Origin of the sequence: Novosphingobium sp. APW14, from assembly GCF_032337075.1 — a bacterium.
Classification (GTDB): Bacteria; Pseudomonadota; Alphaproteobacteria; order Sphingomonadales; family Sphingomonadaceae; genus Novosphingobium.
In genome coordinates this window covers 231,705-255,766 of sequence record NZ_JAVYAB010000001.1, presented here as the reverse complement: position 1 = coordinate 255,766, position 24,062 = coordinate 231,705, and the positions used below count along the sequence as shown (strand labels likewise).

27 protein-coding genes and 1 riboswitch are annotated in these 24,062 nt (G+C 63.0%); of the genes, 15 read left to right on the top strand and 12 right to left on the bottom strand.

Annotated elements, in window-relative coordinates; translation table 11 throughout:
- Positions 1-64: 64 nt before the first annotated feature.
- From RQP55_RS01345 to rpsD, 10 genes are all read left to right on the top strand, one after another.
- On the top strand, positions 65-517 hold the full coding sequence (locus tag RQP55_RS01345) for a GatB/YqeY domain-containing protein (RefSeq protein WP_315608377.1): 453 nt from the start codon (positions 65-67) through the stop codon (positions 515-517).
- A gap of 120 nt (positions 518-637) precedes the next feature.
- Complete coding sequence (locus tag RQP55_RS01340) at positions 638-985, top strand: GIY-YIG nuclease family protein (RefSeq protein WP_315608376.1); 348 nt, start codon at positions 638-640, stop codon at positions 983-985.
- Positions 986-1,064: 79 nt separating this feature from the next.
- Positions 1,065-2,867 (top strand): DNA primase, encoded by a 1,803-nt coding sequence (dnaG, locus tag RQP55_RS01335; RefSeq protein ID WP_315608375.1) that lies wholly within the window; start codon positions 1,065-1,067, stop codon positions 2,865-2,867.
- 29 nt (positions 2,868-2,896) lie between these two features.
- Positions 2,897-4,918 (top strand): RNA polymerase sigma factor RpoD, encoded by a 2,022-nt coding sequence (gene rpoD, locus RQP55_RS01330; RefSeq protein ID WP_315608374.1) that lies wholly within the window; start codon positions 2,897-2,899, stop codon positions 4,916-4,918.
- A gap of 54 nt (positions 4,919-4,972) precedes the next feature.
- Positions 4,973-5,053, top strand: a riboswitch (ZMP/ZTP riboswitch).
- Positions 5,054-5,071: 18 nt separating this feature from the next.
- Positions 5,072-5,509: a ribose 5-phosphate isomerase B gene (gene rpiB / locus RQP55_RS01325; RefSeq protein WP_315608373.1), complete on the top strand. Its 438-nt coding sequence runs from the start codon at positions 5,072-5,074 to the stop codon at positions 5,507-5,509.
- An 11-nt stretch (positions 5,510-5,520) separates the two neighbouring features.
- Complete coding sequence (glyA, locus tag RQP55_RS01320; RefSeq protein ID WP_315608372.1) at positions 5,521-6,822, top strand: serine hydroxymethyltransferase; 1,302 nt, start codon at positions 5,521-5,523, stop codon at positions 6,820-6,822.
- A 3-nt stretch (positions 6,823-6,825) separates the two neighbouring features.
- Positions 6,826-7,026: a hypothetical protein gene (locus RQP55_RS01315; protein WP_315608371.1), complete on the top strand. Its 201-nt coding sequence runs from the start codon at positions 6,826-6,828 to the stop codon at positions 7,024-7,026.
- 3 nt (positions 7,027-7,029) lie between these two features.
- A complete protein-coding gene (nrdR, locus tag RQP55_RS01310; RefSeq protein WP_315608370.1) occupies positions 7,030-7,491 on the top strand; it encodes a transcriptional regulator NrdR in 462 nt (153 codons plus the stop codon).
- Positions 7,475-8,206 (top strand): RNA methyltransferase, encoded by a 732-nt coding sequence (locus tag RQP55_RS01305; protein ID WP_315608369.1) that lies wholly within the window; start codon positions 7,475-7,477, stop codon positions 8,204-8,206. The genes nrdR and RQP55_RS01305 overlap by 17 nt, the downstream gene beginning before the upstream one ends.
- Positions 8,207-8,372: 166 nt before the next feature.
- Positions 8,373-8,987, top strand: coding sequence for a 30S ribosomal protein S4 (gene rpsD, locus RQP55_RS01300; RefSeq protein WP_315608368.1), 615 nt, complete (start codon positions 8,373-8,375; stop codon positions 8,985-8,987).
- A gap of 71 nt (positions 8,988-9,058) precedes the next feature.
- On the opposite strand, the gene RQP55_RS01295 is transcribed toward rpsD, so the two are convergent.
- From RQP55_RS01295 to RQP55_RS01250, 10 genes are all read right to left on the bottom strand, one after another.
- The gene (locus RQP55_RS01295) at positions 9,059-9,916 is read right to left on the bottom strand and encodes a hypothetical protein (protein WP_315608367.1); all 858 of its coding nucleotides are present in this window, start codon (positions 9,914-9,916) and stop codon (positions 9,059-9,061) included.
- Positions 9,917-10,029: 113 nt separating this feature from the next.
- Complete coding sequence (locus RQP55_RS01290; protein ID WP_315608366.1) at positions 10,030-10,824, bottom strand: class II aldolase/adducin family protein; 795 nt, start codon at positions 10,822-10,824, stop codon at positions 10,030-10,032.
- 79 nt (positions 10,825-10,903) lie between these two features.
- Positions 10,904-12,229 carry an alpha-amylase family glycosyl hydrolase gene (locus RQP55_RS01285; RefSeq protein WP_315608365.1) on the bottom strand — a complete coding sequence of 442 codons (1,326 nt, stop codon included), beginning with the start codon at positions 12,227-12,229 and terminating at the stop codon, positions 10,904-10,906.
- Positions 12,230-12,319: 90 nt separating this feature from the next.
- Positions 12,320-13,450: a tRNA guanosine(34) transglycosylase Tgt gene (gene tgt, locus RQP55_RS01280; RefSeq protein ID WP_315608364.1), complete on the bottom strand. Its 1,131-nt coding sequence runs from the start codon at positions 13,448-13,450 to the stop codon at positions 12,320-12,322.
- 10 nt (positions 13,451-13,460) lie between these two features.
- A complete protein-coding gene (locus RQP55_RS01275) occupies positions 13,461-13,886 on the bottom strand; it encodes a hypothetical protein (protein WP_315608363.1) in 426 nt (141 codons plus the stop codon).
- A gap of 55 nt (positions 13,887-13,941) precedes the next feature.
- A complete protein-coding gene (gene queA, locus RQP55_RS01270; protein WP_315608362.1) occupies positions 13,942-14,982 on the bottom strand; it encodes a tRNA preQ1(34) S-adenosylmethionine ribosyltransferase-isomerase QueA in 1,041 nt (346 codons plus the stop codon).
- Positions 14,983-15,030: 48 nt separating this feature from the next.
- A complete protein-coding gene (locus tag RQP55_RS01265) occupies positions 15,031-15,705 on the bottom strand; it encodes a peptidylprolyl isomerase (protein WP_315608361.1) in 675 nt (224 codons plus the stop codon).
- A gap of 86 nt (positions 15,706-15,791) precedes the next feature.
- Positions 15,792-16,301: a pantetheine-phosphate adenylyltransferase gene (gene coaD / locus RQP55_RS01260; protein WP_315608360.1), complete on the bottom strand. Its 510-nt coding sequence runs from the start codon at positions 16,299-16,301 to the stop codon at positions 15,792-15,794.
- Positions 16,301-17,227: a farnesyl diphosphate synthase gene (locus tag RQP55_RS01255; protein WP_315608359.1), complete on the bottom strand. Its 927-nt coding sequence runs from the start codon at positions 17,225-17,227 to the stop codon at positions 16,301-16,303. Before RQP55_RS01255 ends, coaD begins: the two co-directional genes overlap by 1 nt.
- A complete protein-coding gene (locus RQP55_RS01250; RefSeq protein WP_315608358.1) occupies positions 17,208-17,465 on the bottom strand; it encodes an exodeoxyribonuclease VII small subunit in 258 nt (85 codons plus the stop codon). Before RQP55_RS01250 ends, RQP55_RS01255 begins: the two co-directional genes overlap by 20 nt.
- Positions 17,466-17,527: 62 nt before the next feature.
- Between RQP55_RS01250 and RQP55_RS01245 the strand changes: the two genes are divergently transcribed.
- From RQP55_RS01245 to RQP55_RS01230, 4 genes are all read left to right on the top strand, one after another.
- Positions 17,528-17,929 carry a DUF2177 family protein gene (locus RQP55_RS01245; RefSeq protein ID WP_315608357.1) on the top strand — a complete coding sequence of 134 codons (402 nt, stop codon included), beginning with the start codon at positions 17,528-17,530 and terminating at the stop codon, positions 17,927-17,929.
- Between the two features lie 23 nt (positions 17,930-17,952).
- Positions 17,953-18,600 carry a hypothetical protein gene (locus RQP55_RS01240; protein WP_315608356.1) on the top strand — a complete coding sequence of 216 codons (648 nt, stop codon included), beginning with the start codon at positions 17,953-17,955 and terminating at the stop codon, positions 18,598-18,600.
- Between the two features lie 41 nt (positions 18,601-18,641).
- Positions 18,642-20,822: a phosphoribosylformylglycinamidine synthase subunit PurL gene (purL, locus tag RQP55_RS01235; RefSeq protein WP_315608355.1), complete on the top strand. Its 2,181-nt coding sequence runs from the start codon at positions 18,642-18,644 to the stop codon at positions 20,820-20,822.
- Positions 20,823-20,886: 64 nt separating this feature from the next.
- Entirely contained in the window at positions 20,887-21,237 is a 351-nt protein-coding gene (locus RQP55_RS01230) for a DUF3052 family protein (protein WP_315608619.1), read from the top strand.
- A 9-nt stretch (positions 21,238-21,246) separates the two neighbouring features.
- On the opposite strand, the gene RQP55_RS01225 is transcribed toward RQP55_RS01230, so the two are convergent.
- Both RQP55_RS01225 and serB read right to left on the bottom strand, forming a co-directional pair.
- On the bottom strand, positions 21,247-22,086 hold the full coding sequence (locus RQP55_RS01225) for a Coq4 family protein (RefSeq protein ID WP_315608354.1): 840 nt from the start codon (positions 22,084-22,086) through the stop codon (positions 21,247-21,249).
- Between the two features lie 84 nt (positions 22,087-22,170).
- Entirely contained in the window at positions 22,171-23,046 is an 876-nt protein-coding gene (serB, locus tag RQP55_RS01220; RefSeq protein WP_315608353.1) for a phosphoserine phosphatase SerB, read from the bottom strand.
- Here serB and miaA point away from each other — a divergent pair.
- Positions 23,039-24,001: a tRNA (adenosine(37)-N6)-dimethylallyltransferase MiaA gene (miaA, locus tag RQP55_RS01215; RefSeq protein WP_315608352.1), complete on the top strand. Its 963-nt coding sequence runs from the start codon at positions 23,039-23,041 to the stop codon at positions 23,999-24,001. The genes serB and miaA overlap by 8 nt on opposite strands.
- Positions 24,002-24,062 lie beyond the last annotated feature (61 nt).

Below are 24,062 nucleotides of genomic sequence, written 5' to 3'. Positions count from 1 at the left end.
GTCAACCTAGGAAAACGCGAAAATTCCGGCTAGGCGGGTTCTTTCCCCAATCCCGAGAAAGATAATGCTCAGAGATACGATCAAGGCCGCCCAGATTGAGTCGATGAAGGCCGGCGACAAAACCCGCCTGGCCGCCGTTCGCCTCATCCTTGCCAAGTTGAAGGACAAGGACATCGAACTGCGCACCGCCGCCAATGTTCCCGATGATGACGTGGTGGTGACCGACGTGCTGCAAAAGATGGCCAAGCAGCGCCGCGAATCGATCACCCTCTACGAACAAGGCGGACGCCAGGAACTGGCCGAGGTCGAAAAGTCCGAGCTGGCGGTGATTGAGACATTCCTGCCGCAGCAGATGAGCGACGATGAGGTGCAGGCCGCCATCGCCGCGATCATTGCTGAGACCGGCGCCGAAGGCATGAAGGACATGGGCAAGGTGGTTGCCGCGCTCAAGGCCAAGCACGGCACGCAGCTGGACATGGGCAAGGCCAGTGGGCTCGTTAAAGCTGCGCTGGGATGAGGCTGCGTTTGGTGTCTCTACTTCGGCCTTCGGCCTGCGCTCGACACGAACGAGGATTGGGTTTCAACGCCTTCCAACATCCGTTCGTGTCGAGCGAAGTCGAGACACCGCAACGATAGGATGGCCTTCTGGTGCTACATCCTGCGCTGTGCCGACGGGAAGTTCTACACCGGCCACACCGATGATCTCGAACGGCGGATCGCCGAGCATCACCACGGCGGATATTGTGCCTTCACTACCAAACGCCGCCCGATCGAGCTCGCCTGGTGCGCTGATTTCCCCACCCGGATCGAAGCAATCGAAGCGGAGGTGCAGGTTGGCAAATGGTCGCGCGCCAAGAAGGAAGCCTTGATAAAACGAGATTGGAACCGGGTATCTTACTTCGCCCGCGCGCCGCATGAGCGGATAGGGCCACCGCCGCGCCAAGGTGTCTCGACTTCGCTCGACACGAACGGCGGTGGGGATTAATCTTCAGCAGTTCTAGCCAATACCCTCCCGTTCGTGTCGAGCGGAGGGCGCAGCCCGCAGACGAGACACCACACTTCACATGGCCCTCTCCCCCCAATGGCTTGATGAACTCCGCGCCCGGGTGACGCTTTCCAGCGTTATTTCCCGGACGACGCGGCTCACCAAGGCGGGGCATGAATTCAAGGCCTGTTGCCCGTTTCACAACGAAAAGAACCCAAGCTTCACGGTCAATGACCAGAAAGGGTTCTATCACTGCTTTGGCTGCGGGGCGCATGGCGATGTGATCCGCTGGATGACCGACCAGCGCGGCCTGTCGTTCATGGATGCGGTTAAGGAACTGGCGAGCGAAGCCGGGATGGAGGTCCCTGCCCCGGATCCCCAGGCAGCCAGAGCGGCTGAGCAGCGCGATACCCTGCATGACGTCATGAAGGCCGCGCAGGACTGGTTCGTCGCACAGCTGGCCGGGCCAGAGGGAGAAAAGGCCCGCGCCTATCTCGTCACGCGCGGGTTCGATGCCCACACGCTACAGCGCTTTGGCTTTGGCTATGCGCCCGAGGGGCGGCAGGCGATGAAAGCGGCGCTGAAGGATGTTCCCGAGGCCAAGCTGATCGAAGCGGGCCTGCGCATCGCGGTAGAGGACAAGGAACCCTATGACCGGTTCCGCGGCCGCCTGATGCTGCCGATCGAGGATGCCCGGGGGCGGGTAATCGCCTTTGGCGGGCGCATCCTTGATGCGCAGAAGACCGATGCGCCAAAGTACCTGAACTCACCCGACACGCCTTTGTTCGACAAGGGCCGCACGCTTTACAACCTGCACCGCGCCGGGCCTGCCAGCCGCCAGACAGGGCGGATCGTGGTGGTTGAAGGCTATATGGACGTGATCGCCCTGGCTGCTGCCGGAATAGCCGATGCCGTCGCGCCGCTGGGCACGGCGCTGACCGAGCGGCAGATCGAACTGCTGTGGCGGCTGGTTGAAACCCCGATTCTCTGCTTCGACGGAGACGCCGCCGGTCAACGCGCGGCGATGCGGGCGATCACTCGGGCACTGCCGCTGCTCCGCCCGGCCCATTCGCTGAAGATCGTCCGCTTGCCGCCCGGTCTCGATCCTGATGACCTGATCAAGCAGCAAGGCACCAAGGCGATGGAGCTCCAGCTTGCGAATGCCCGCTCGCTGGTCGAGGTTCTGTGGGAGCATGAGCGCGATGCCGCGCCGCTCGCCACACCAGAGGACAAGGCCGGGCTGAAAGCGCGGCTGATGGCCCACGTCGAGACGATTGCCGATCGTGAGATCCAGTCGCTGTACCGGCGGGAATTGAGCGAGAGGTTCTCTGCCTTTGCCTTTCCCCGGCGTGAAAGCGGCGATTGGCGCAAGGGCCCCGCCCCCACGCGTTCGCGCGTGGCCGCCCGCCGCGCCCCACCCCGCGATGCCCTGTCAGCAGCGATCCTCTCTGGATTGTTGCGCTTCCCCGACCAGATCCACCGCCATGCCGAAGCGCTGGGCCAGGCCGGTCTGGCTGACCCGCGGTTCGATGTGTTGCTCGATGCGGCCGACTCGGCGGCGACGCTTGAAAAGGACACGATGGAACCCATATTGGCTCAGCGGGGTATGGCTGCCCCGACGCCCGAGGAATATGCCGCGATGCGCTTTGGCTTCCTGGCCGACGCTATTCCGCCGGATCAGGCCCGCGCCGAACTTGCTCAGGCAATCGGCCTGCTGGTTGAACGACCGGCGCTGGAAGCGGCTCTTGATGCGGCGACAAAGCGCTTTGAAAGCGACCTTTCCGAGGGGGCCTATGCTGAACAGCAACGGCTGTTGAAGAGAAAACTGGAATTCGATGCGCGCTTGCGGCAAATGGCCAGCGCGCGAGCGGGGGCGGCGTAACCTTCCCCTGCCAAACCAATGGCGGACTGATGGACGAAGACGATAACATCGGCAGCGGTAATGAGGGCGGCGACGCTCCGCTGATCGATCTCAATGAAGCCTCGATCAAAAAGCTGATCGCCCGTGCCAAGCGGCGCGGGGTGATCACGGTTGACGAGCTGAACGAAGCCCTTCCGCAGGACCAGATGACCTCTGAGCAGATCGAGGACATCATGGCCGCGATCAGCGAGATGGGCGTCAATATCGTCGAAAGCGACGAGGACGCGGTCGATCCGGACGAAAAGGAAGTCGAGGAAATCGACGAACAGCCGGACGGCATGGCTGAGCGCCCTGACCTGATCAAAAAGAAGGAAACGGTCGAGCGGACCGATGACCCGGTGCGCATGTACCTGCGCGAAATGGGTGCGGTCGAACTGCTGAGCCGCGAAGGCGAAATCGCCATCGCCAAGCGGATCGAGGCCGGTCGCGACACGATGATTCTGGGCCTCTGCGAAAGCCCGATCACCTTCCACGCCATCATCCAGTGGTCCGAAGCCCTCAACAATGAGGAAATGCAGCTGCGCGAGATCCTTGATCTCGATGCCATGCTCTCAAAGGAACCCGCACCGGAAGCCCTTTCCGAAGACGGTGAAGCTGAAGGCGACGGAGAAATCTCCGAAGCAACGGCTGGCCCCTCCTACAAGGAGGAAGAGGATATCGAGGAAGAGGAATCGGCCGACGACGAGGATGAGGACGGCATCGAGCGCCGCGCCCGTCGCCCGGTTGAGGAAGAGGAAGAGGATAACACCCTCAGCCTCGCGCAGATGGAAGCCCAGCTCAAGCCGCACGCGCTTGAAAAGTTTGCCGAAATTACCGCGCTCTTCAAAAAGTTTGAAAAGCTGCAGGCCGAACGGCTTGAGGTAATGGGCGCTGGCGGGGTCTTCTCTGCCGCCAAGGAAAAGACCTATCAGCAGCTGCGCGAAGATCTGACTGCGCAGGTCGAATCGGTCCAGTTCCACGCGACCAAGATCGAATACCTGGTCGACAACCTCTATGCCTTCAACCGCCGCCTGACCGCTCTGGGCGGCCAGATGCTGCGTTTGGCTGAGCGTCATAAGGTCAACCGGAAGGACTTCCTGGATTGCTACGTCGGCCACGAGCTGGACGATGGCTGGCTTCAGGCGATGGCCGGCAAGGACAAGAAGTGGGCCGCCTTCGCCGAGAACGAGGCCGACGCGGTTGAGCGCATCCGTGCCGAAATCGCCGACATCGCTTCGGCCACGGGCATGAGCCTCAACGAATTCCGCCGGATCGTGAACATGGTCCAGAAGGGTGAGCGCGAAGCGCGCATCGCCAAGAAGGAAATGGTTGAGGCGAACCTGCGGCTCGTGATCTCGATCGCCAAGAAGTACACCAACCGCGGCTTGCAGTTCCTTGACCTGATCCAGGAAGGGAACATCGGCCTGATGAAGGCGGTCGACAAGTTCGAATACCGCCGCGGCTATAAGTTCAGCACCTATGCCACCTGGTGGATCCGACAGGCGATCACCCGTTCGATCGCCGACCAGGCCCGCACGATCCGTATCCCGGTCCACATGATCGAAACGATCAACAAGCTGGTCCGCACCTCACGCCAATTCCTGCACGAGCAGGGCCGCGAGCCCACGCCCGAGGAAATGGCCGAGCGTCTTTCGATGCCGCTCGAAAAGGTGCGCAAGGTGATGAAGATCGCCAAGGAGCCGATCAGCCTCGAAACGCCGATTGGCGACGAGGAAGATTCGCACCTGGGCGATTTCATTGAGGACAAGAACGCGATCATCCCGGTCGATGCGGCGATCCAGGCTAACCTCAAGGAAACGGTAACCCGGGTCCTGGCCAGCCTGACCCCGCGTGAGGAACGCGTGCTGCGCATGCGCTTCGGCATCGGCATGAACACCGACCATACGCTGGAAGAAGTCGGCCAGCAGTTCTCGGTGACGCGCGAACGTATCCGCCAGATCGAGGCCAAGGCGCTGCGCAAGCTCAAGCACCCGAGCCGGTCGCGCAAGATGCGCTCGTTCCTGGATCAATGATGCAATTGGCGGCGGGGCCCGGCTTGCGGTTCCCGTCGCCAATGCCTATACCGGCCTCGTTCACGTAACTGACGAGTCAGGCGGATCACCGCCGGGGAGCGTGAAACGTAGTTGCCGCTCGTCTGGGCACCCCCACTAACCCTATGGTGTGCCATGCGCATTGCGATCGCATCTGATCACGCTGCTTTCGACCTGAAGGCCGAACTGCGCGAATACCTGATCGAACTGGGCCATGAAGTGGCCGATCTCGGCCCCGAAACGGCCGACCGCGTTGACTATCCCGACTATGGCTATCTGCTGGCATCGGTCGTCGCCGATGGCACGGTGGAACGCGGCGTGGCGCTGTGCGGATCGGGCATTGGCATTTCGATTGCCGTCAATCGCCACCCGGCGTGCCGGGCAGCGCTGGTCTCCGAGCCACTTTCAGCCGCACTGGCCCGCGAACACAACGACGCCAATGTCATCGCCATGGGCGCGCGCCTGACCGGCAGCGACATGGCCAAAGCCTGTCTTGACGCTTTTCTCTCGACCGAGTTCGGTGGCGGCCGCCACGCTGGCCGTGTCGACAAGCTCTCCAATCCGTCCGCCTGAGGAACATCCCCGTGACCACCACTCCCGCGATCCGCTCTGCCGGCTTCTTCACCGAGCACCTGGCCAGCGCCGACCCTGAAGTTTACGCCGCAATCCGTTCGGAACTGCATCGCCAGCAAACCAAGATCGAACTGATCGCCAGCGAAAACATCACTTCGCTCGCCGTGCTGGAAGCGACCGGATCGGTCTTCACCAACAAATATGCCGAGGGCTATCCGGGCAAGCGCTATTACGGCGGCTGCGAATATGCCGACGTGGTGGAAAACCTGGCGATCGAACGCGCCAAGGCGCTGTTCGGCTGCCAGTTCGCCAACGTTCAGCCCAATTCGGGCAGCCAGATGAACCAGGCCGTGTTCCTGGCCCTGCTGCAGCCGGGTGACAGCTTTATGGGGCTGGACCTCAATTCCGGCGGGCACCTGACCCACGGTTCGCCGGTCAACATGAGCGGCAAGTGGTTCAAGCCGATCCCCTATGGCGTGCGCGCCGAGGATGAGATGCTCGATATGGCCGAGGTTGAGCGCCTGGCCCATGAGCACAAGCCCAAGCTGATCATCGCGGGCGGAACGGCCTATTCGCGGGTCTGGGATTTCCAGAAGTTCCGCGAAATCGCCGATGCCGTGGGCGCCTGGCTGCTGGTCGACATGAGCCACTTCTCGGGCCTGGTCGCGGGCGGTGCACACCCCTCGCCCTTCCCGCATGCCCATGTCGTCACCAGCACCACGCACAAGAGCCTGCGCGGGCCGCGTTCGGGCATCATCCTCACCAACGACGAGGATCTGGCCAAGAAGTTCAACACCGCGGTCTTCCCTGGCATGCAGGGCGGCCCGCTGGTCCATGTGATCGCTGCCAAGGCCGTGGCCTTTGCCGATGCGCTGAAGCCCGAATTCAAGGCCTATGCCGCGCAGATCGTCAAGAATTCGCGCACACTGGCTGAGAGCCTGACCCAGAACGGCCTGCGGATCGTTTCGGGTGGGACCGACAACCACCTGATGCTGGTCGACCTGACGGCTAAGGACGTAACCGGCAAGGCGGCCGAAAAGGGCCTCGATCGCGCCTGGCTGACCTGCAACAAGAACGGCATCCCGTTTGACAAGCGCTCGCCCTTCGTCACCTCGGGCATCCGGCTCGGCACGCCCGCCGGGACGACGCGCGGATTTGGCGAGGAAGAATTCCGTCAGGTCGGCGCGCTGATCGCCGAAGTGGTTGACGGCATGGCGCGTAACGGCGACGAAGGGGATGGCCAGATCGAAGCCCGTGTCCGCGGACAGGTGGAAGAGCTCTGCGCCCGCTTCCCGATCTATCCGGAGTTGTAAGCCATGAGCGACAATCTGCTGCAGGACGCCAAGGAAGAAATCATCGGCATGGGCAAGGAAGGGATGGCTCATCCCTCAACCAAGCCGGTGTTGACCGGAGCAGCCGTTGGCGCGGTAGCCGGGGCGTTGCTCCCGGTCCTGTCGCTGCCGGTCGGCCTGATCGCCGGTGCCGGGTTCATGCTGTACAAGCGACTGCGCCCCTAACGCATGCGTTGTCCCTTTTGTGCCAATGACAACAGCCAGGTAAAGGATTCGCGGCCCACCGAGGACAACACCGCGATCCGGCGCCGCCGGCAATGTGAAGGCTGTGGTGCGCGCTTCACCACGTTCGAACGCGTGCAGTTGCGTGAGATCACCGTGGTCAAATCGGGTGACAAGCGCGAGCCGTTTGACCGCGCCAAGATCGAACAGTCCGTCGCCCTCGCCTGCCGCAAGCGCGGAATTGCGCAGGAACGGCTTGATCAGCTGGTGTCCGGCATCCAGCGCCAGGTTGAAACGCTGGGCGATGCCGAAGTCAACGCCAAGCAGATCGGTGAAATGGTGATGGACGGGCTGCGTCAGCTCGACAGCGTGGCCTATATCCGCTTTGCCTCGGTCTATCGCGATTTCAGCGAGGCCAAGGACTTCGAAGACTTCGCCAGCGCGGTGCAGGATGCCGCCAAGCACTAACCAGCCCGCCATCGTGCTGGTCCGGCCCCAACTTGGCGAGAATATCGGCAAGGCGGCGCGGGCCATGCTGAACTTTGGCCTCACCGACCTGCGCCTGGTTACCCCGCGCGATGGCTGGCCCAATCCCTCGGCTGGCCCGGCTGCGGCCGGGGCTGACATCGTGCTCGAACAGGCCAGGGTCTATGACAGCCTGGCCGCGGCCGTGGCCGATTGCGCCCATGTCTATGCGACAACGGTGCGCAAACGCGGCGTGACCAAGCCCGTGGTCGATCCCGAACAGGCCGCCCGCGCCATCCACGGCGCGGCGGGACGGAGCGCCTATGTCTTTGGCCCCGAGCGATCGGGGCTGGAAACTGATGACGTTGCCCTGGCCCGGACGATCGTGACCGTGCCGATCAATCCCGAATTCGGCTCACTCAACCTGGCCCAGGCGGTGATTCTTTGTGCCTATGAATGGTCCAAGCAGGCCGGCCTGACCCAGCCCACGGTGGAAGATCTGCTGCCCCCTGCCCCGCAGGATGAGCTGGAAGGGATGATTGCCCAGCTTGAAGCCATGCTGGAACCCCGCGGCTATTACCACCCGGCCATCCGCGCCGCAGCGACCCGGCGGACCCTGCGCGGGCTGTTGACCAAGCCGGCCTGGAACCACTTGGAGGTCCGCACCCTGCGCGGGGTGCTGTCCACCCTCGCCAAGGGGCCGCGCGAATCCGAATAGGGCTCATTTCCGCTTGAAATTCGCCCCGGGCACGGCTAGGGGCGCCACTTCGCAATTGACCCCGCACTCCGGTGAAGCGGTGGTCGCGTCCGGCACAGTCCGGGCGGTGCGGTTCCGGACCAGAAGCCCCGGGCAGTTCCAGGGCATGCAAATTGAAGGATGCGCCATGTCGAAGCGCAATGCATCGAAGTATAAAATTGACCGCCGGATGGGTGAAAACATCTGGGGTCGTCCCAAGAGCTCGGTCAACCGTCGCTCCTATGGCCCGGGCCAGCACGGCCAGCGCCGCAAGGGCAAGATGTCGGACTTCGGCCTGCAGCTCCGCGCCAAGCAGAAGCTCAAGGGCTACTACGGCGACGTGACCGAAAAGCAGTTCAAGCGCACCTACCAGGAAGCTTCGAAGATGAAGGGCGATACCGGTCAGAACCTGATCGGCCTGCTCGAACAGCGCCTGGACATGGTTGTGTACCGCGCCAAGTTCGCGCCGACGATCTTCTCGGCCCGCCAGATCGTTTCGCACGGCCACATCTATGTGAACGGCGTGAAGTGCAACATCGCCAGCCGCCGCGTGCGCCCGGGCGACGTTGTCAGCCTTGGCAAGAAGGCCAAGGAAATGGCCCTGATCGCCGAAGCCCAGACCCTGGCCGAGCGTGAAATCCCGGACTACGTCGCGCCCGACGGCACCGACAAGATCACTTTCGTCCGCGTTCCGACGCTGGACGAAGTGCCCTATCCGGTGAAGATGGAACCGAACCTGGTCGTCGAATTCTATTCGCGCTAAGTTTCGACCCTGCCGAATGCAAAAGGGCGGTCCCGCGGGGCCGCCCTTTTTTGTTTGGGTTCACGATTGTCCTATTGGTCAGCGCGCTCTGCCTCCATGATCGCCTCGACCATCGCTGCGTTCAGTCGAGCGCGCTGTCGCCATAATGGCCGATCTGGCGGGATCCGATAGAGCGCCCGAAGGTAGGCACGGTCCCAAACGGTCAACTCACGAAGCGCGTCCAGGCGCGGCGAGACGCGGTCAAAAATGCCAAGAATCGACGGAGCCTTGGCCAACCGGCCAGCGGAAACCTGGATCTGCGCAAAGGCGATCATTGCCACGTAGCTGGCGATCGAATCCAGCGGATAACCGTCGGATAGGCCAACGTCGACGATGACCACTATCGAAGCCAAGGTTATGGCGATTCCAGAGGAAATCAGGCTCGCATTGGTGCGATAGGTCGCACCATCGATCACAGGCTCCCCATCGACACCGATCAGCGCAGTATCGTACCACCACTTCACAGGCGCCCGGGCGTGAAGCTGCCGCGCCTTCGCATCGGATTGGAGCCGACGAACGAACCCCGGATTCCCAAGTTGAATCTGTTTGAGCAGGCCGGCCGAATCCGATGTGAAGATAACAAACAGATCGGGTTGGCAGCCAGCAGGCCCGGCGCGAACCTTCCGCGTAGCCTTGGCGGCATGTTCCAGCTTCGTCAGAATGATGCGATGATAGGGATCAGGCAGTCCGATGATCCTGGGGCAATAGGTGCTGCCGCGCCTTGCGAACTGCTCCTGACCTGTAATGTCCGCAACCTGGCGCGAAAACTGGCTCACCTGCTGCTTAAGCGTTCCCTCACTACGCGACGGCGCGCTCACAATTATCGGATCACCTTCATCGGCCACAACCGGCCCGCTGATGAACAGCATCAGCGCGAACAGCCATACCATCGGCCTAGCACTTGCCGTGCGAAAAGAACCCGGAAAATTCATGCAGCCAAGCTATAGCTACTTAAATTTTCAGGATAAAATCAAATCGACAGCCGAACCCAGCAGGACTCCCCTCAGTTCCTGAACGAGGGATCAATCCGGTCCAGCTTGCGCAGCAGTGCCGGCCAGGCGAGGCCGTTGGCGATCATGCCCATGCCGGCTGGCGGGGTCTGCTCCTTGACCTTTTCCGGCGTGCCCTGCGGGGGGTTGTTCAGGCCATCACGCCCGGCCGAGAGCATCTTGACCTGGGCATCGCAGGCGCGCTCCAGGAAATAGAGCCGCAGGAAGCATTCACCCACGGTCTTGCCGATGGCCAGCGTGCCGTGGTTGCGCAGAATCATGACGTGCTTGTCGCCCATGTCGGCAACCAGCCGCTCGCGCTCATCAAGGTCGGTCGCGATGCCTTCATAGTCGTGATAGGCAATGTCCGAGCTGGCGATCATCGCGGTCTGGGTGTGCGGCAGCAGGCCTTCCGACATGGCGCTGACGGCCTGGCCGGCGGGCGTGTGCAGGTGCATCACCGCGTGGGCATCCTCGCAGTTCATGTGCAGCGCCGAATGGATGGTGAAGCCAGCCGGATTGACCGGATGCGCGGTCGGGATCACCGGTTGCCCCTCGACATCGATCTTGACCAGCGAGCTGGCGGTGATCTCTTCAAACATCATGTCATAGGGATTGATCAGGAAGTGGTGTTCCGGCCCCGGCACGCGCACCGAAAGGTGCGTAAAGATCAGGTCATCCCAGCCATAGAGCGCCACCAGCCGATAGGCCGCGGCCAGATCGACGCGAACCGCCCACTCTTCCGCGCTCACAGAACCGCGGACGTGATCGTCATTCGCACTGGTTTTGGTTTCAAGGACGGTGGCCATCATCTCTCTCCTGGTCTCTTTGGAGCGAGACTAGGACGATTCGGGGCGCTTGTCAGTGCCCGAATGCGGCTATCAACGGCTAGTCTATCCGCCAGCCCCACCCCTTCAGGCTGATTGGCTTGCCGGCGGGAATGCGCACCGTTACCGGTTCGGCCGAGAGGTTCACCACCACCCGCACCTTGTCCTTCCCGGCAATTCGCCGGAACGCGAAGACCCGGTCATTGCCGGTTTCGAGGATCTCCATGTTCCCGGGCTCGTGGCTGTTGGTTAGCGCCGGGTGCTTCTTCTTGAGTGCCAGCAGGCGGCGGTAAAACTCTGAGCGGGAATAGCTGCCCCACTCGATCTGGTCCTTGTCAAAGAACTTGAGGCGGCGATCAAAGGCGGATTCCTGGCCGCTATAGACCAGCGGCATGCCCGGCAGGGTTGCGGCGAGTACGGCCATCGCATCGGCGCCGGCGCCATAAAGCTCTCGCTCTGTCCCGTGCCACGAGTTTTCATCGTGGTTGCTGGTGAAGGTCATGCGATAGGAACCGGCCGGGTAGCGCCGCTTCGGCTCGGTATAGAGCCTCGCCAGATCGCGCGCATTGGCCCGCCCCTTGCCGATATCAACCAGCTTGTGGAACAGCGTCCAGTCATAGGTCATGTCGAAGGCCCGCTGGTGCATTTCTGGGGTATCGGCTTCGGCCAGCAGGAATACCGGCTTGATCGCATCCAGCTTGGCGCGGGCATCGTCCCAGAAGGCCACCGGCAGGGTCCAGGCAACATCGCAGCGGAAGCCATCGATATTGGTCTCGCGCACCCAATAGCTCATCGCCTCGATCATGCCCTGACGCACGGCCGGCTTGGTGTAATCAAGGCCGATGACATCGGCCCAAACCTCTTTCTTGCCGGTGCTGAGATCGGTGTAATTATAGCCTTCCAGCTCACCCGCGGCATTGCGCAGGTACCAGTCGGGGTGCTGCTCCACCCAGACATTGTCCCAGCCGGTGTGATTGGCGACCCAATCGAGGATCACCTTGAAGCCCTGTTTGTGCGCAGCATCGACCAGGTGCTTGAAATCGGCCAGGGTGCCGTATTCCGGATTGACCGCGTAATAGTCGCTCACCGCGTAATAGCTGCCAAGCGAGCCCTTGCGCAGCTTCTTGCTGATCGGATTGATCGGCATGATCCACAGCACGTCCACGCCCATCTTGCGCAGGCGCGGCAGGTGCGGTTCAAACGCCTTGAACGTGCCTTCCGGCGTGTATTGCCGAATATTCACTTCATAGATCGTGGCGGATTTGGACCATTCGGGATGACGAACCTGGCTGACGCCTTCGGTCAGCGGCAGTTGCTGCGCGCTGGCCGCAATGGGGCTTGCCGCCAGCATCAGCGCCACAGCGCTGCCAATCCATCCATTCCGCATCATCGCCTCTCCCAGACTGCTTGAGCGCCCCGTCTAACGCGATGTGCAGCACCCGTGCAGCCGAGTACGAAGAGGTATTCGTATGCGTGATTACCCGCCGTGGTAATCCGCCCGGAACTGCGCGGCAAACGCGGCAAAGCGCCCTTCGGCAATCGCGGCGCGCATTGCGGCCATCAGCTGCTGGTAGAAGGTCAGGTTATGCTCGGTCAGCAGCATGGCGCCCAGGATCTCGCCGCTCTTGTGCAGGTGATGCAGGTAGGCGCGGCTGTACTTGGTGCAGCAATCCCCCGGGCAGCGCCCATCCAGCGGCGCAGTGTCTTCGGCATGCCTGGCATTGCGCAGGTTGACCGGGCCGTTCCAGGTAAAGCCCTGCCCGTTGCGGCCTGAGCGGCTGGGCAGGACACAGTCAAACATGTCGACCCCGCGCTCCACCGCGCCGACGAGGTCATCGGGCTTGCCCACCCCCATCAGGTAACGCGGACGGTCTGCGGGCAGCATTCCGGGCGCGAAATCGAGCGTGGCAAACATCGCCTCCTGCCCCTCGCCCACGGCCAGGCCGCCGATGGCATAGCCATCGAAGCCAATGTCCTGCAGTGCCTGGGCGCTTTCGCGGCGCAGGTCTTCGTTAAGTGCGCCCTGCTGGATACCGAACAGGGCAGATCGCTCCGCATGTTCCTCCCCGCTATCGAACCCGGCGCGGCTGCGCGCCGCCCAACGCATCGACATCCGCATCGATTGGGCAATCGTCTCATACGGCGCATCGGCGCGCGGGCATTCATCAAAGGCCATGACGATATCGCTGCCCAGCAGGCGCTGGATTTCCATCGAGCGTTCGGGCGTGAGCAGATGGCGGCTGCCATCAAGGTGGCTTTTGAACGTCACCCCGTCTTCGGTGATCTTGCGCAGCTCTGACAGGCTCATCACCTGGTAGCCGCCGCTGTCGGTCAGGATCGGACGATCCCAGTTCATGAACTTGTGCAAGCCGCCCAGCCGCGCGACCCGCTCCGCACCGGGGCGCAGCATCAGGTGATAGGTATTGCCCAGCAGGATATCGGCGCCTGTTGCGCGCACGCTTTCGGGCTTCATCGCCTTCACTGTGGCGGCGGTGCCAACCGGCATGAAAGCGGGCGTGCGGATCTCGCCCCGGCGCATCCGGATCGTGCCGGTGCGGGCCTTGCCATAGGTGGCGTGGATATCGAACTGGAAGCGCGGCGCAGTCATGGCCGCCCCGCTAGACGAAACGGTTGCGCTCGACCAGCCCGACCAGTGCTTCGCGCATTTCATCCCAGGCCTGCTGCTCGGCCGCATCGACCGCCGGCACGCCCGCTTCGACCACATCGATCAGCGTATCGATCATCCCGCGGAACCAATCCGGCGGCACATCCAGCGCGACGCGGTGGTGCGGGACCGAGGTATCGAAATAGATCCGTGCCTCGACCGGCGACTGGAACCAGGTCATGACGTAGTAAAGCGTATTGCCCACCATCTCAGCCTCCAGCCGTTCCGGTCCATGCGGGGCATGATGGGCAAAGCTGGCACGGGCTTCAGGAAAACGGCGATAGTATTCCGCCATGACAGGGGCGGTCAGATCCCCCAGCTGTTCGGCTGCGCGTTCAAGCCGCGCCTCGATTGCCGCCTGGCCTGCCTGACTGGTCATCGGTCCCTCCGCCACGCAGGCTAGCCGCAGCGCAGGGTGAAAGTCTTGTCCAAAATCACCGCGCGGCGGCAGGCAGCAACAGCGAGGAATCGCCGTAAGAATAGAACCGGTATCCGTTGGCGATGGCATGGGCATAGGCCGCCTGCATCCGGTCCAGCCCCATCAGTGCCGAAACCAGCATGAACAGGGTGGACTTGGGCAGGTGGAAGTTCGTCACCAGCGCGTCGATCCCCTTGAAACGGTAGCCGGGGGTGATGAAGATCGCGGTATCACCTTCAAACGGATGGATCACGCGGGCATCGTCCGCTGCGCTTTCCAGCAGGCGCAGGCTGGTTGTGCCGACCGCGACAATCCGGTTGCCGCGGGCCCGCACCGCATTGAGCCGCGCCGCGGTTTCGGCCGAGATCACGCCCCATTCGGCGTGCATCTGGTGGTCTTGCGTATCATCGGCCTTGACCGGCAGAAAGGTTCCCGCCCCGACATGCAGCGTCAGCGTTTCATGCCCGATGCCGCGCTCGGCCAGCGCATCCATCAGGCGCGGGGTGAAGTGAAGCGCCGCTGTGGGCGCCGCAACGGCGCCGTCCTTGGCCGCAAACATGGTTTGGTAGTCGGACTTGTCCTGCTCATCGATCGCGCGCTTGCCGGCGATATAGGGCGGTAGCGGGACTTGACCCGCACGATCAAGCAGGACTTCGACTGGCTCGTCACCCGCAAAGGCCAGGGTCCAGCTTCCGTCGGCATGGCGTTCTTCTGCGCTCGCGCGAACCCCGGCGGCAAATTCGATCAGGTCTCCCACCTTTAGCCGCTTGGCATTGCGGACAAAGGCCTGCCAGCGGCGCAGATCGATCCGCTTGTGCAGTGTCGCGCCGATCCGGGCGGCGCCGCGATAGCCTTCGAGCTGAGCGGGAATGACGCGGGTGTCGTTGAAGACCAGGACATCGCCAGGTTCCAGCAAGCCGGGCAGATCCAGCACGCCTTGATCGGCAAAGTCCCCCTGCCCCGGCACGAACAGCAGCCGCGACGCATCGCGCGGGCGCGCCGGGCGCAGGGCGATCCGTTCAGTCGGAAGGTCGAAATCAAACAGGTCAACGCGCATGGCCGCGCCCTAACCGGACCCGGCCCACGGTCAAGCCTGCCATTGGGCTCAGTTCGACTTGGATTGGCTCAACATGTCGGCCGAGATCGCGGTTGGCGCGGACGAAACCGGCACGGCCGGGCGCGGCTTGCCTTCGCTCAGCATCGATGCCTGCACGATCTTGGTCGGGTTCGCCGGCGGTTCACCGCGTTCGATCACATCGACATAGTCCATGCCCGCAATCACGCGGCCAAAGTTGGTATAGCGATGGTCCAGCGCGAACCGCGGATAGAACACGATGAAGAACTGGCTGTTCGCCGAGTCCGGCTGGTCCGTGCGAGCCATCGAGACCGAACCCCGCACGTGCGGGATAAAATTGAACTCTGCCTTGAGGTCCGGCAGCGCCGACCCGCCCTGCCCGGTACCCGTCGGGTCCCCCGTCTGGGCCATGAAGCCATCGATCACGCGGTGGAAGATGATCCCGTTGTAAAAGCCCTGGGCAGCCAGAGTCTTGATCCGCTCGACATGGCCGGGGGCCCACTGCGGCATCAAACGGATCAGCACGCGGCCGCCGTTCGACAGGTCCAGGGCCAGAATATTCTCTGGCTCAAACGCCGGGTCCGGATTGATCACGGCACTCAACGTCGGTGCGGCCGGGGCTGGCTGCGACTTGTCCTGCGCCAGGCTGGGTACGGCAAGCAGGGCAAGGCCCAGGGCAACGGCGGAAAGCTTGGCTCGGATCATCAGAGTTTGGTCTCAAAAACTGGAGGGACGCAATTACGAGTGCGGGATAGCCGCGTCAGTCTGTCGTGGCAATGAACAGCCGCAGACTATGAACCGCGGGGAACACCCGCCTTGCCGATTTGCGTAAGGACATCGGCACATACGGTCGGTGTCACAAATTTGGAAATATCACCGCCATAGACCGCGATCTCCTTCACCAGGCGCGAAGCGATCGGCTGAAGCGAGACATCGGCCATCAGGAAGATGGTTTCTACCCGGGCGTTGAGCTGGCGGTTCATGCCCGTCAGCTGGTACTCGTACTCAAAGTCCGTGACGCCGCGGATCCCGCGGATCACCACCGATGCACCCTGGCTTTCGGCGAAATCCATCAGCAGCGAGTTGAACCCGACCACTTCGATATTGGTCACCCCCAGGTTGGCGACTTCACGCTTCACCATCGCAATCCGCTCTGGATCGGAAAACATCGGTGATTTCGCGATATTGGTGGTGACGCCGATGATCAGCCGGTCAACCAGCTTCGCTCCGCGGGCAATGATGTCCATGTGACCCAGCGTGATCGGATCGAACGTTCCCGGATATACCCCAACCCGTTCCATCAGTGGTCCCTCTCCACAATGAACCGCGCGAGATCACGCAGCAGGTCTGCCTCTGGCCCATGCTGGGCAAGATGTGCAATGGCTTGATCCACCAGCATCCGTGCCTGTTCACGCGCACGGTCTGGCCCAAGCAGCGAGACAAAGGTGGCCTTGCCGGCCGCAGCATCCTTGCCCACAGCCTTGCCGGCCTTTTCGGCATCGCCTTCGTGGTCCAGCAAATCGTCCGCGATCTGGAAGGCCAGGCCGATATCGCGGGCATAGGCCCGCAAATGCCCGCGCCCTTCTGCCGGCACGCGCCCCAGCACCGCCCCAAGCTCAACCGAAGCGCCCAACAGGGCCCCGGTCTTGAGCTGCTGGAGCTTGGTGATCGTGTGCAAGTCGAAGGTGGTGGTTTCGGCAACGATGTCCATCATCTGGCCGCCGGCCATGCCGTTCCACCCGCTGGCCGTTGCCAGCACCTGAAGCAGCTCGGCGCGCACGAATGGATCACCGCCGCTCGCAGGATCGGCCAAGATCTCAAATGCGAAGTCATGCAGAGCATCGCCGGCCAAAACCGCCGTTGCCTCATCAAAGGCAAGGTGCGTGGTTGGCTTGCCATGGCGCAAGGCGTCGTTGTCCATGCACGGCAGATCATCATGGACCAGCGAATAAACGTGGATCGCCTCGATCGCGCAGCCCACCCGCACAGCAACGGCGCGGTCCACCCCGTATAGCGCCGCGGTCGCCGTCACCAGCAGCGGGCGGAGGCGCTTGCCGCCGCCCAGCACGGCATAGCGCATGGCCTCAACCAATCGCGCGCGGGGATCGGCTGGCACGGGCAAGAGCGCGTCAAACAGGGCAGCAACGTCGCTGCCGATGTCCCGGATGGCCTGGGCCAGCAGGGGCGTCGCCGTGGCTGTCACGGTCTCAGCGGCCGGCTTCCGCATCGAACGGCCGCGTCCCGGTGGCCTGGCCATCGCTCCCAGCGATGATCTGTTCGATCTTGAGTTGGGCAGCATCAAGCCGCGCTTGGCAGTGCTGACGCAGTTTCTCACCCCGCTCATAGAGCGCGATCGAACTGTCGAGCGGCACTTCCCCGCCCTCAAGCTTGCGCACGATATCTTCCAAGGCGCGCAGCGCGTCTTCAAAGCTCAGGCTGGCAATATCGGAATTGTCTTCGTTCATCACCGCACAGCATTGACCGCGCCCGCCGCGCCGGTCAAGTTGATCGGCAAGGGAGAATTACGATGCAGTGGATTACCGCCTATATTACCGCCGCAGTGGCCTTTGGTTTGCTTGACGCTCTGTGGCTGCGTTGGGCCGCACCCAACCTATACCGCCCCCTGATTGGCGAACTGCTGGCGGATTCGTTCCGGATGGTCCCGGCGCTGGTGTTCTATGCGCTGTATATTGCCGGAATGGTCTGGTTCGCGGTCCGCCCGGGTATGGCGCAAGGCGTGCCCTATGGCGTGCTGAACGGCGCGCTGTTCGGGGCTATTTGCTATGCGACCTATGACCTGACCAATCAGGCAACGCTGAAGGTCTGGTCCACCCAGATGACGCTGATCGACATTGCCTGGGGCGCAGCGGCAACCGCGCTGGCCAGCGGCATTGCCGTCTTCGCGGTGCAGAAGCTCGCTTCGCAATAGGGGTTCAACGGAAGGGGGAAGGCATGTTCATCGGTCACTGGGCCCCGGCCCTCGCCGCTGCCGCGGCCAGCAATCGCGCGCCGAAAATCGGCATGCTGTTTATCGCCGCGCAGCTGGTTGACTGGGCCTTCTTCGGCCTGCTGCTGGCCGGGGTGGAGCACATGCGCTTTTCCCCAGGGATCAGCGCGATGAACCCGATGGACCTGTACCACATGCCCTTCACCCACAGCCTGCTGGGTGCGACTGGTTTCGCAGTAATGTTCGCGGCGCTGGTCTGGCTGGCCAGCAAGGACCGCGTCGCGGCACTGATCGCCGGAGCGGTCGTGCTGTCGCATTGGCTGCTGGACCTGCTGGTCCACGTGCCCGACCTGACCCTGGCGGGCAGCCCGCCCAAGCTGGGCTTCGGACTGTGGAACCATCCGGCGATCGAAATGCCGCTGGAAGTGGGAATCACACTGGGAGCGCTGTGGTGGTATGCAAAGGCACGCCAACCTGCCCGCCTGCCCGTGTTGACGCTGTTCGCCGTGCTGCTTGGCCTGCAGGCGGTGAACTGGTTTGGGCCAGTCGAGCCCGAGGTGACAGCAGGAACCAGCCTGCTGGCCTTCTTCGCCTTTGGCCTGGCCACCGTTTTGGCCTGGTGGATGGGGAAAACCGGGCGCGCGGCGGGCTGAACAGACTCGCCTTAGCCACACGGGCTCGCTAAGGGCCGCGAATGGCCGAAATCACTCCCGATGTCGTCGCCCAGCACGGGCTTTCCGAGGATGAATATCAGCGCGTGCTGCACGCCCTGGGGCGCGAGCCGAACCTGGTTGAGCTGGGCATCTTCTCGGTCATGTGGTCAGAGCATTGCTCTTACAAGTCGAGCCGCATCCATCTGAAGAAGCTGCCGACCGAAGCCCCCTGGGTAATCTGCGGCCCGGGCGAAAATGCCGGCGTGATCGATATTGGTGATGGCCAGGCCGCCATCTTCAAGATGGAGAGCCATAATCACCCGAGCTACATCGAGCCCTATCAGGGCGCGGCGACCGGCGTGGGCGGCATCCTGCGCGACGTGTTCACGATGGGCGCACGGCCCGTCGCCAACATGAACGCGCTGCGCTTTGGCCGGCCCGACCATCCCAAGATGAAGAGCCTGGTCAAGGGCGTGGTCGCGGGCATTGGCGGCTATGGCAACTGCGTCGGCGTGCCGACCGTTGGCGGCGAAACCAACTTCCACAAGGCCTATGACGGCAACATCCTGGTCAATGCGATGACCGTGGGCGTGGCCGATACCGACAAGATCTTCTATTCGGCCGCCACCGGGATCGGCAATCCGATCGTCTATGTCGGCTCCAAGACCGGCCGCGACGGCATCCACGGCGCGACCATGGCCAGCGCCGACTTTGACGAAAAGAGCGAGGAAAAGCGCCCGACCGTGCAGGTGGGCGATCCCTTCACCGAAAAGCTGCTGATCGAGGCCTGCCTTGAACTGATGGCGACCGATGCGATCGTCGCGATCCAGGACATGGGGGCGGCGGGGCTTACCTCCAGCTCGGTCGAAATGGCGACCAACGGCAAGGCAGGGATCATCCTCGACATGGACAAGGTGCCATGCCGCGAGGAAGGCATGACGCCGTATGAAATGATGCTGAGCGAAAGCCAGGAGCGGATGCTCATGGTGCTGAAGCCCGGCAAGGAAGCCATGGCCGAGGCGATCTTCAAGAAGTGGGAGCTCGACTTTGCCGTGATCGGCGAAGTGACCGACACCGGCCATATGGTCTTGACCTGGCAGGGCAAGACGGTTTGCGACATCCCGCTGGGCCCGCTGGCCGAAGATGCCCCGCTGTATGACCGCCCGGCACTCAGTCTGGCGGAGTACAAGGCCTGGGCCAAGGTCAAGCCGCTGGGCGATGTGCCACAGAGCGCGGATCTGGGCGCGGACCTGCTCAAGCTGATGGCCTGCCCCGATCTCGCCAGCCGGCGCTGGATTTGGGAGCAGTACGACAGCCAGGTTGGCGCGGACACCATGCAGAAGAGCGGCGGCGATGCGGCCGTGGTGCGTGTTCACGGCACCAAGAAGGCGCTGGCGATCAGCACCGATTGCACCCCGCGCTATTGCTATGCTGACCCCTATGAAGGCGGCAAGCAGGCCGTGGCTGAAACCTATCGCAACATTTCGGCAGTGGGCGCCAAGCCGCTGGCGATCACCAACTGCCTGAACTTCGCCAATCCGCAGCGGCCCGAGATCATGGCCCAGATCGTTGAAGCTCTGCGCGGCATGGGCGATGCCTGCCGCGCGCTCGACTATCCGATCGTTTCGGGCAACGTCTCGCTTTATAACGAGAGCAAGGCAACCGGCGGCGGCTCGGCGATCCTGCCCACCCCGGCCATCGGCGGCGTTGGCCTGATGGCGGACCACGACGTGATGGCAACGATCGCCTTTAAGGCCGAGGGTGAATGCATTGCCATCATCGGCCCGAGCTATCCCGAACTGGGCCAGTCGCTGTGGCTGCGCGAGATCCATGGCCGCGAAGATGGCGATCCGCCGCAGGTCGACCTGGGCGATGAGCGCTTCCACGGCGAAGTGATCCGCCAGCTGATTGCCGAGGGTGCCGTTACCGCAGTGCATGACATCAGCGATGGCGGCCTGCTGGTGGCAATCGCCGAGATGGCGCTGGCCGGGAACCTGGGCGCGACGATCGACCCGATGGACACAGCCTTCGCCTTCAACGAATCCCAGTCGCGCTATCTGGTTACCTATCCAGCCGACAAGCCGCTCGACCGCAGCAAGGTGCCGTTCGAGAAGATCGGCTCCGTGGGCGGCGACGCGCTGGTGATCAATGGCCAGCCGGTCAAGCTCAGCGCGCTGCGCGAGGCGAACGAAAGCTTCTTCCGCGACTGGATGGAAGGCTGAACCGGTGAGCGAGGCGGGCTATTCGGGCACGCCGCTGGCCAAGAAGCTGAACCTGCGTGACGGGATGCGGGTGTGGTTTGATGCCATGCCCGAAACCGTAGCCGACGAAATCGACGACTACGCGCTTGAGCTGTACTTCATTGGCGACCCTGCCGAGGGGATCGATGCCGCGCATGTGTTCGTGACCGAACGCGCAGTGCTGGAAGCGCACCTGACCACACTGCGCCACCAGATCGCGGCGGATGGTCAGGTTTGGGTCAGTTGGCCCAAGCAGGCGTCAAAAGTCCCATCCGACATCACCGAGGACACCATCCGTGAGATCGCCCTGCCGCTGGGGCTGGTCGATACCAAGGTCTGCGCAGTGGACGATGTCTGGTCAGGCCTGAAGCTGGTGATCCGCAAGGAACTGCGCTGAACGCAGCGTTCAGGCGGCCTTCTGGACCGGCGCCATCAGATCATAGGGATCAATCCCGGCCGCCCGCCACATGGCATGGGCCTGCTGGTAATATTGACCCTGGCTGATGCCAAGCTTCTGACGGGCTTCTTCCAATGGCATGGCGAGCAGATCGCGGATCGACATTTCGACCAGCCGCGGACAGGCCTTGCCCGACTTCTGCCCTTCCCGCACGGCGCGGAACACCGGGACCTTGACCGTGGCGCGGCGGGCGATCTCGTAGGCCCCGGCATAGCCGAGGAACAGGTGAGCCAGCGCCGGCTGCTGGCTGTAGGTAAAGGCCAGCACGCACTGTTCGCCCAGCGCATCGCGGCCATAGCCGGTCAGCACGTGCATCAGGTCATGCGTGTCGCGCAGGCGGCGGAAATACCAATCAACCTGATCGTTGAAGTACATGTCAGCCGGGCGATACTTGTCGAGTTCGTCAACCAGGCCCTGGGCCGAGAGCCCTTCGCGCTCCATGAAATCGCAATAGGCGTGGGCGACTGTGCCCTTGGGCAGACGGCGCAGGCTGGCGTGATCATCCAGGATCGAGACCAGATCGGGCTCACTCGCCCGGATGCGCTGGCCGCGCTCGGTCGAAAGGAACGCCTTGGCCGCATCATAGACTCCGCGCCAAGGCAGAGCCTCAAAAATCTTGGCCACTTCGGCCGTGTTTTCCTTGTCCTTCACCAGTTCCTTGAAATGGTGCCAGGCCTTCGGGAAGTCATACCGCATCTTCGGACGCCCCGGCAGCATGAGCGGCAGATCGCCCTCCGCGCCCAGCGGCGTGTCATTAGCGGCGGTAATCGAAACGGAAAGCGAGTCCATGTTGCGGCACCTGCTGGTTACTTACATGAGTGTCATTAACAGATTCGCGATCTAGCTGCAAACCGGTTTCAAAACACCTACCGGTCAGCCGGCAACCCAATCTTCCTGCCCAATGCCCAGCAATAACAGCACGCTGGTCAGATCACCGGCCGCGACATAGCCATGCGCGGCTTCCTTGGCCTTGGGCTTGGCATGATAGGCGATCCCATGGGTGGCCGCGCGCAGCATCGGAATGTCGTTTGCGCCATCACCCGTGGCCAGGCTGGTCCCGCCGCGCAGCGCCACTTCCTCGCGCAGGACGGCTTCCTTGACCGAACTGTCCACAATCCCGCCGATGAGCCCACCGGTCAGCGCCCCATGTTCAACCGCAAGCCGGTTGGCCACGACCCGTTCAAAACCAAGCTGATCCGCCACCGGATCGGCAAATTGGTGAAAGCCGCCGGTTACCAGCACTGTGAAGCAGCCATGATCCTTCAGCGTCGCAACCAGGGTCGCGGCTCCCGGCATAGGGGGCACGCGCTCGGCCAGGCATTCGGCAATCGCGCCCTCACCCAGCCCGCCCAGCAGCCGCACCCGCTCGGTCAACGCCTCGGCAAAATCGAGCTCACCCTGCATGGCGCGCTCGGTAATCTCGGCGATCTGGTCCTTCAGGCCGGCAAAGTCAGCCAGTTCATCGATGCATTCAGCCTGGATCATGGTCGAATCCATGTCCGAGACGAACACCTTGGGCACGATCGGCTCCTGCGCGCTGACCAGCAGGTCGGCATCGGGGAACTGCCGTTCAAGCACGGCGCGCATCGCCGCGGCGCCACCTTCGGCGGCGATTTGGAGCACCGTCTCGATCCCGCGCAATGGCTCGGCCGAATGGACCGCAAGGCCCGCCGCTTCAAGGGCGTGGATGGTGTCGGATACTTTTGCCGACAAGGCCGCCGGTTCTGCTATCACGCGGGCAATGGGCACGCAGGATTCCCCCATAGATTCGGGCCAGGACCGGCCGCCGCTGGCGCTCATCGCAGGGCCGACCGCGAGCGGCAAGAGCGATCTGGCGGTGCGACTGGCCCTGGCGCTGATGCAACAGGGGCGGCAGGCCGTGGTCATCAACGCAGATAGCGCGCAGGTTTACGCCGACCTTGGCGTGCTGAGTGCGCGCCCGAGCGATGCCGAAATGCAGGGTGTGCCACACCGGCTGTTCGGTGCCTGGGACGGCGCCTCGGCCTGTTCTGCCGCCGACTGGGCCGAGGCTGCCCGCGCAGAGATCGCCGCTGCTCAAGCAATCGATGCCGTTCCAATATTGGTGGGCGGAACCGGACTTTATCTGCGCACCCTGCTCGATGGGATCGCCCCCGTGCCGCCCATCGATCCAGAAGTGCGACTTCACGCGAGACAGCTGCCCCTGCACGAGGCGCGGGATGCCTTGCTGCACGAAGATCCGGAAGCGGCCGCCCGGCTGAACCCGAATGACACGACCCGGATCGTCCGTGCGCTGGAAGTGGTGCGTTCAACCGGTCGGCCGCTGGCGGCCTGGCAAGTCGATAAGGTGGGCGGGATTGGCCGATCTGTCGAACTGCACGCCGCGGTTCTGCTGCCGGACCGCGAATGGCTTTATGATCGCTGCGACCGGCGCTTTGCCCTGATGCTGGACCACGGCGCAATTGCCGAGGTGGAGGCCCTGCTGGCCCGCCGGCTTGATCCCGACCTGCCCGTGATGCGGGCGATTGGCGTCCCGGAAATCAAGGCTTTTCTGGCCGGTGAGATCAACCGGGGGGCGCTCATCGAACGCGGCGCCCAGGCCACCCGCAATTATGCCAAGCGCCAATACACCTGGTTCCGCAATCAGCCCCCGGAAGATTGGCGCAGGATCGAGTCTCATAATGTCTCAGTAGAGAGGCATTTCGCATCTTTATTACAACAATAGTGCTTGACACGTTATTTCCTGTCGCTTAGGGCCGGATCACTTCCTGCCCATGGCAGGCCCG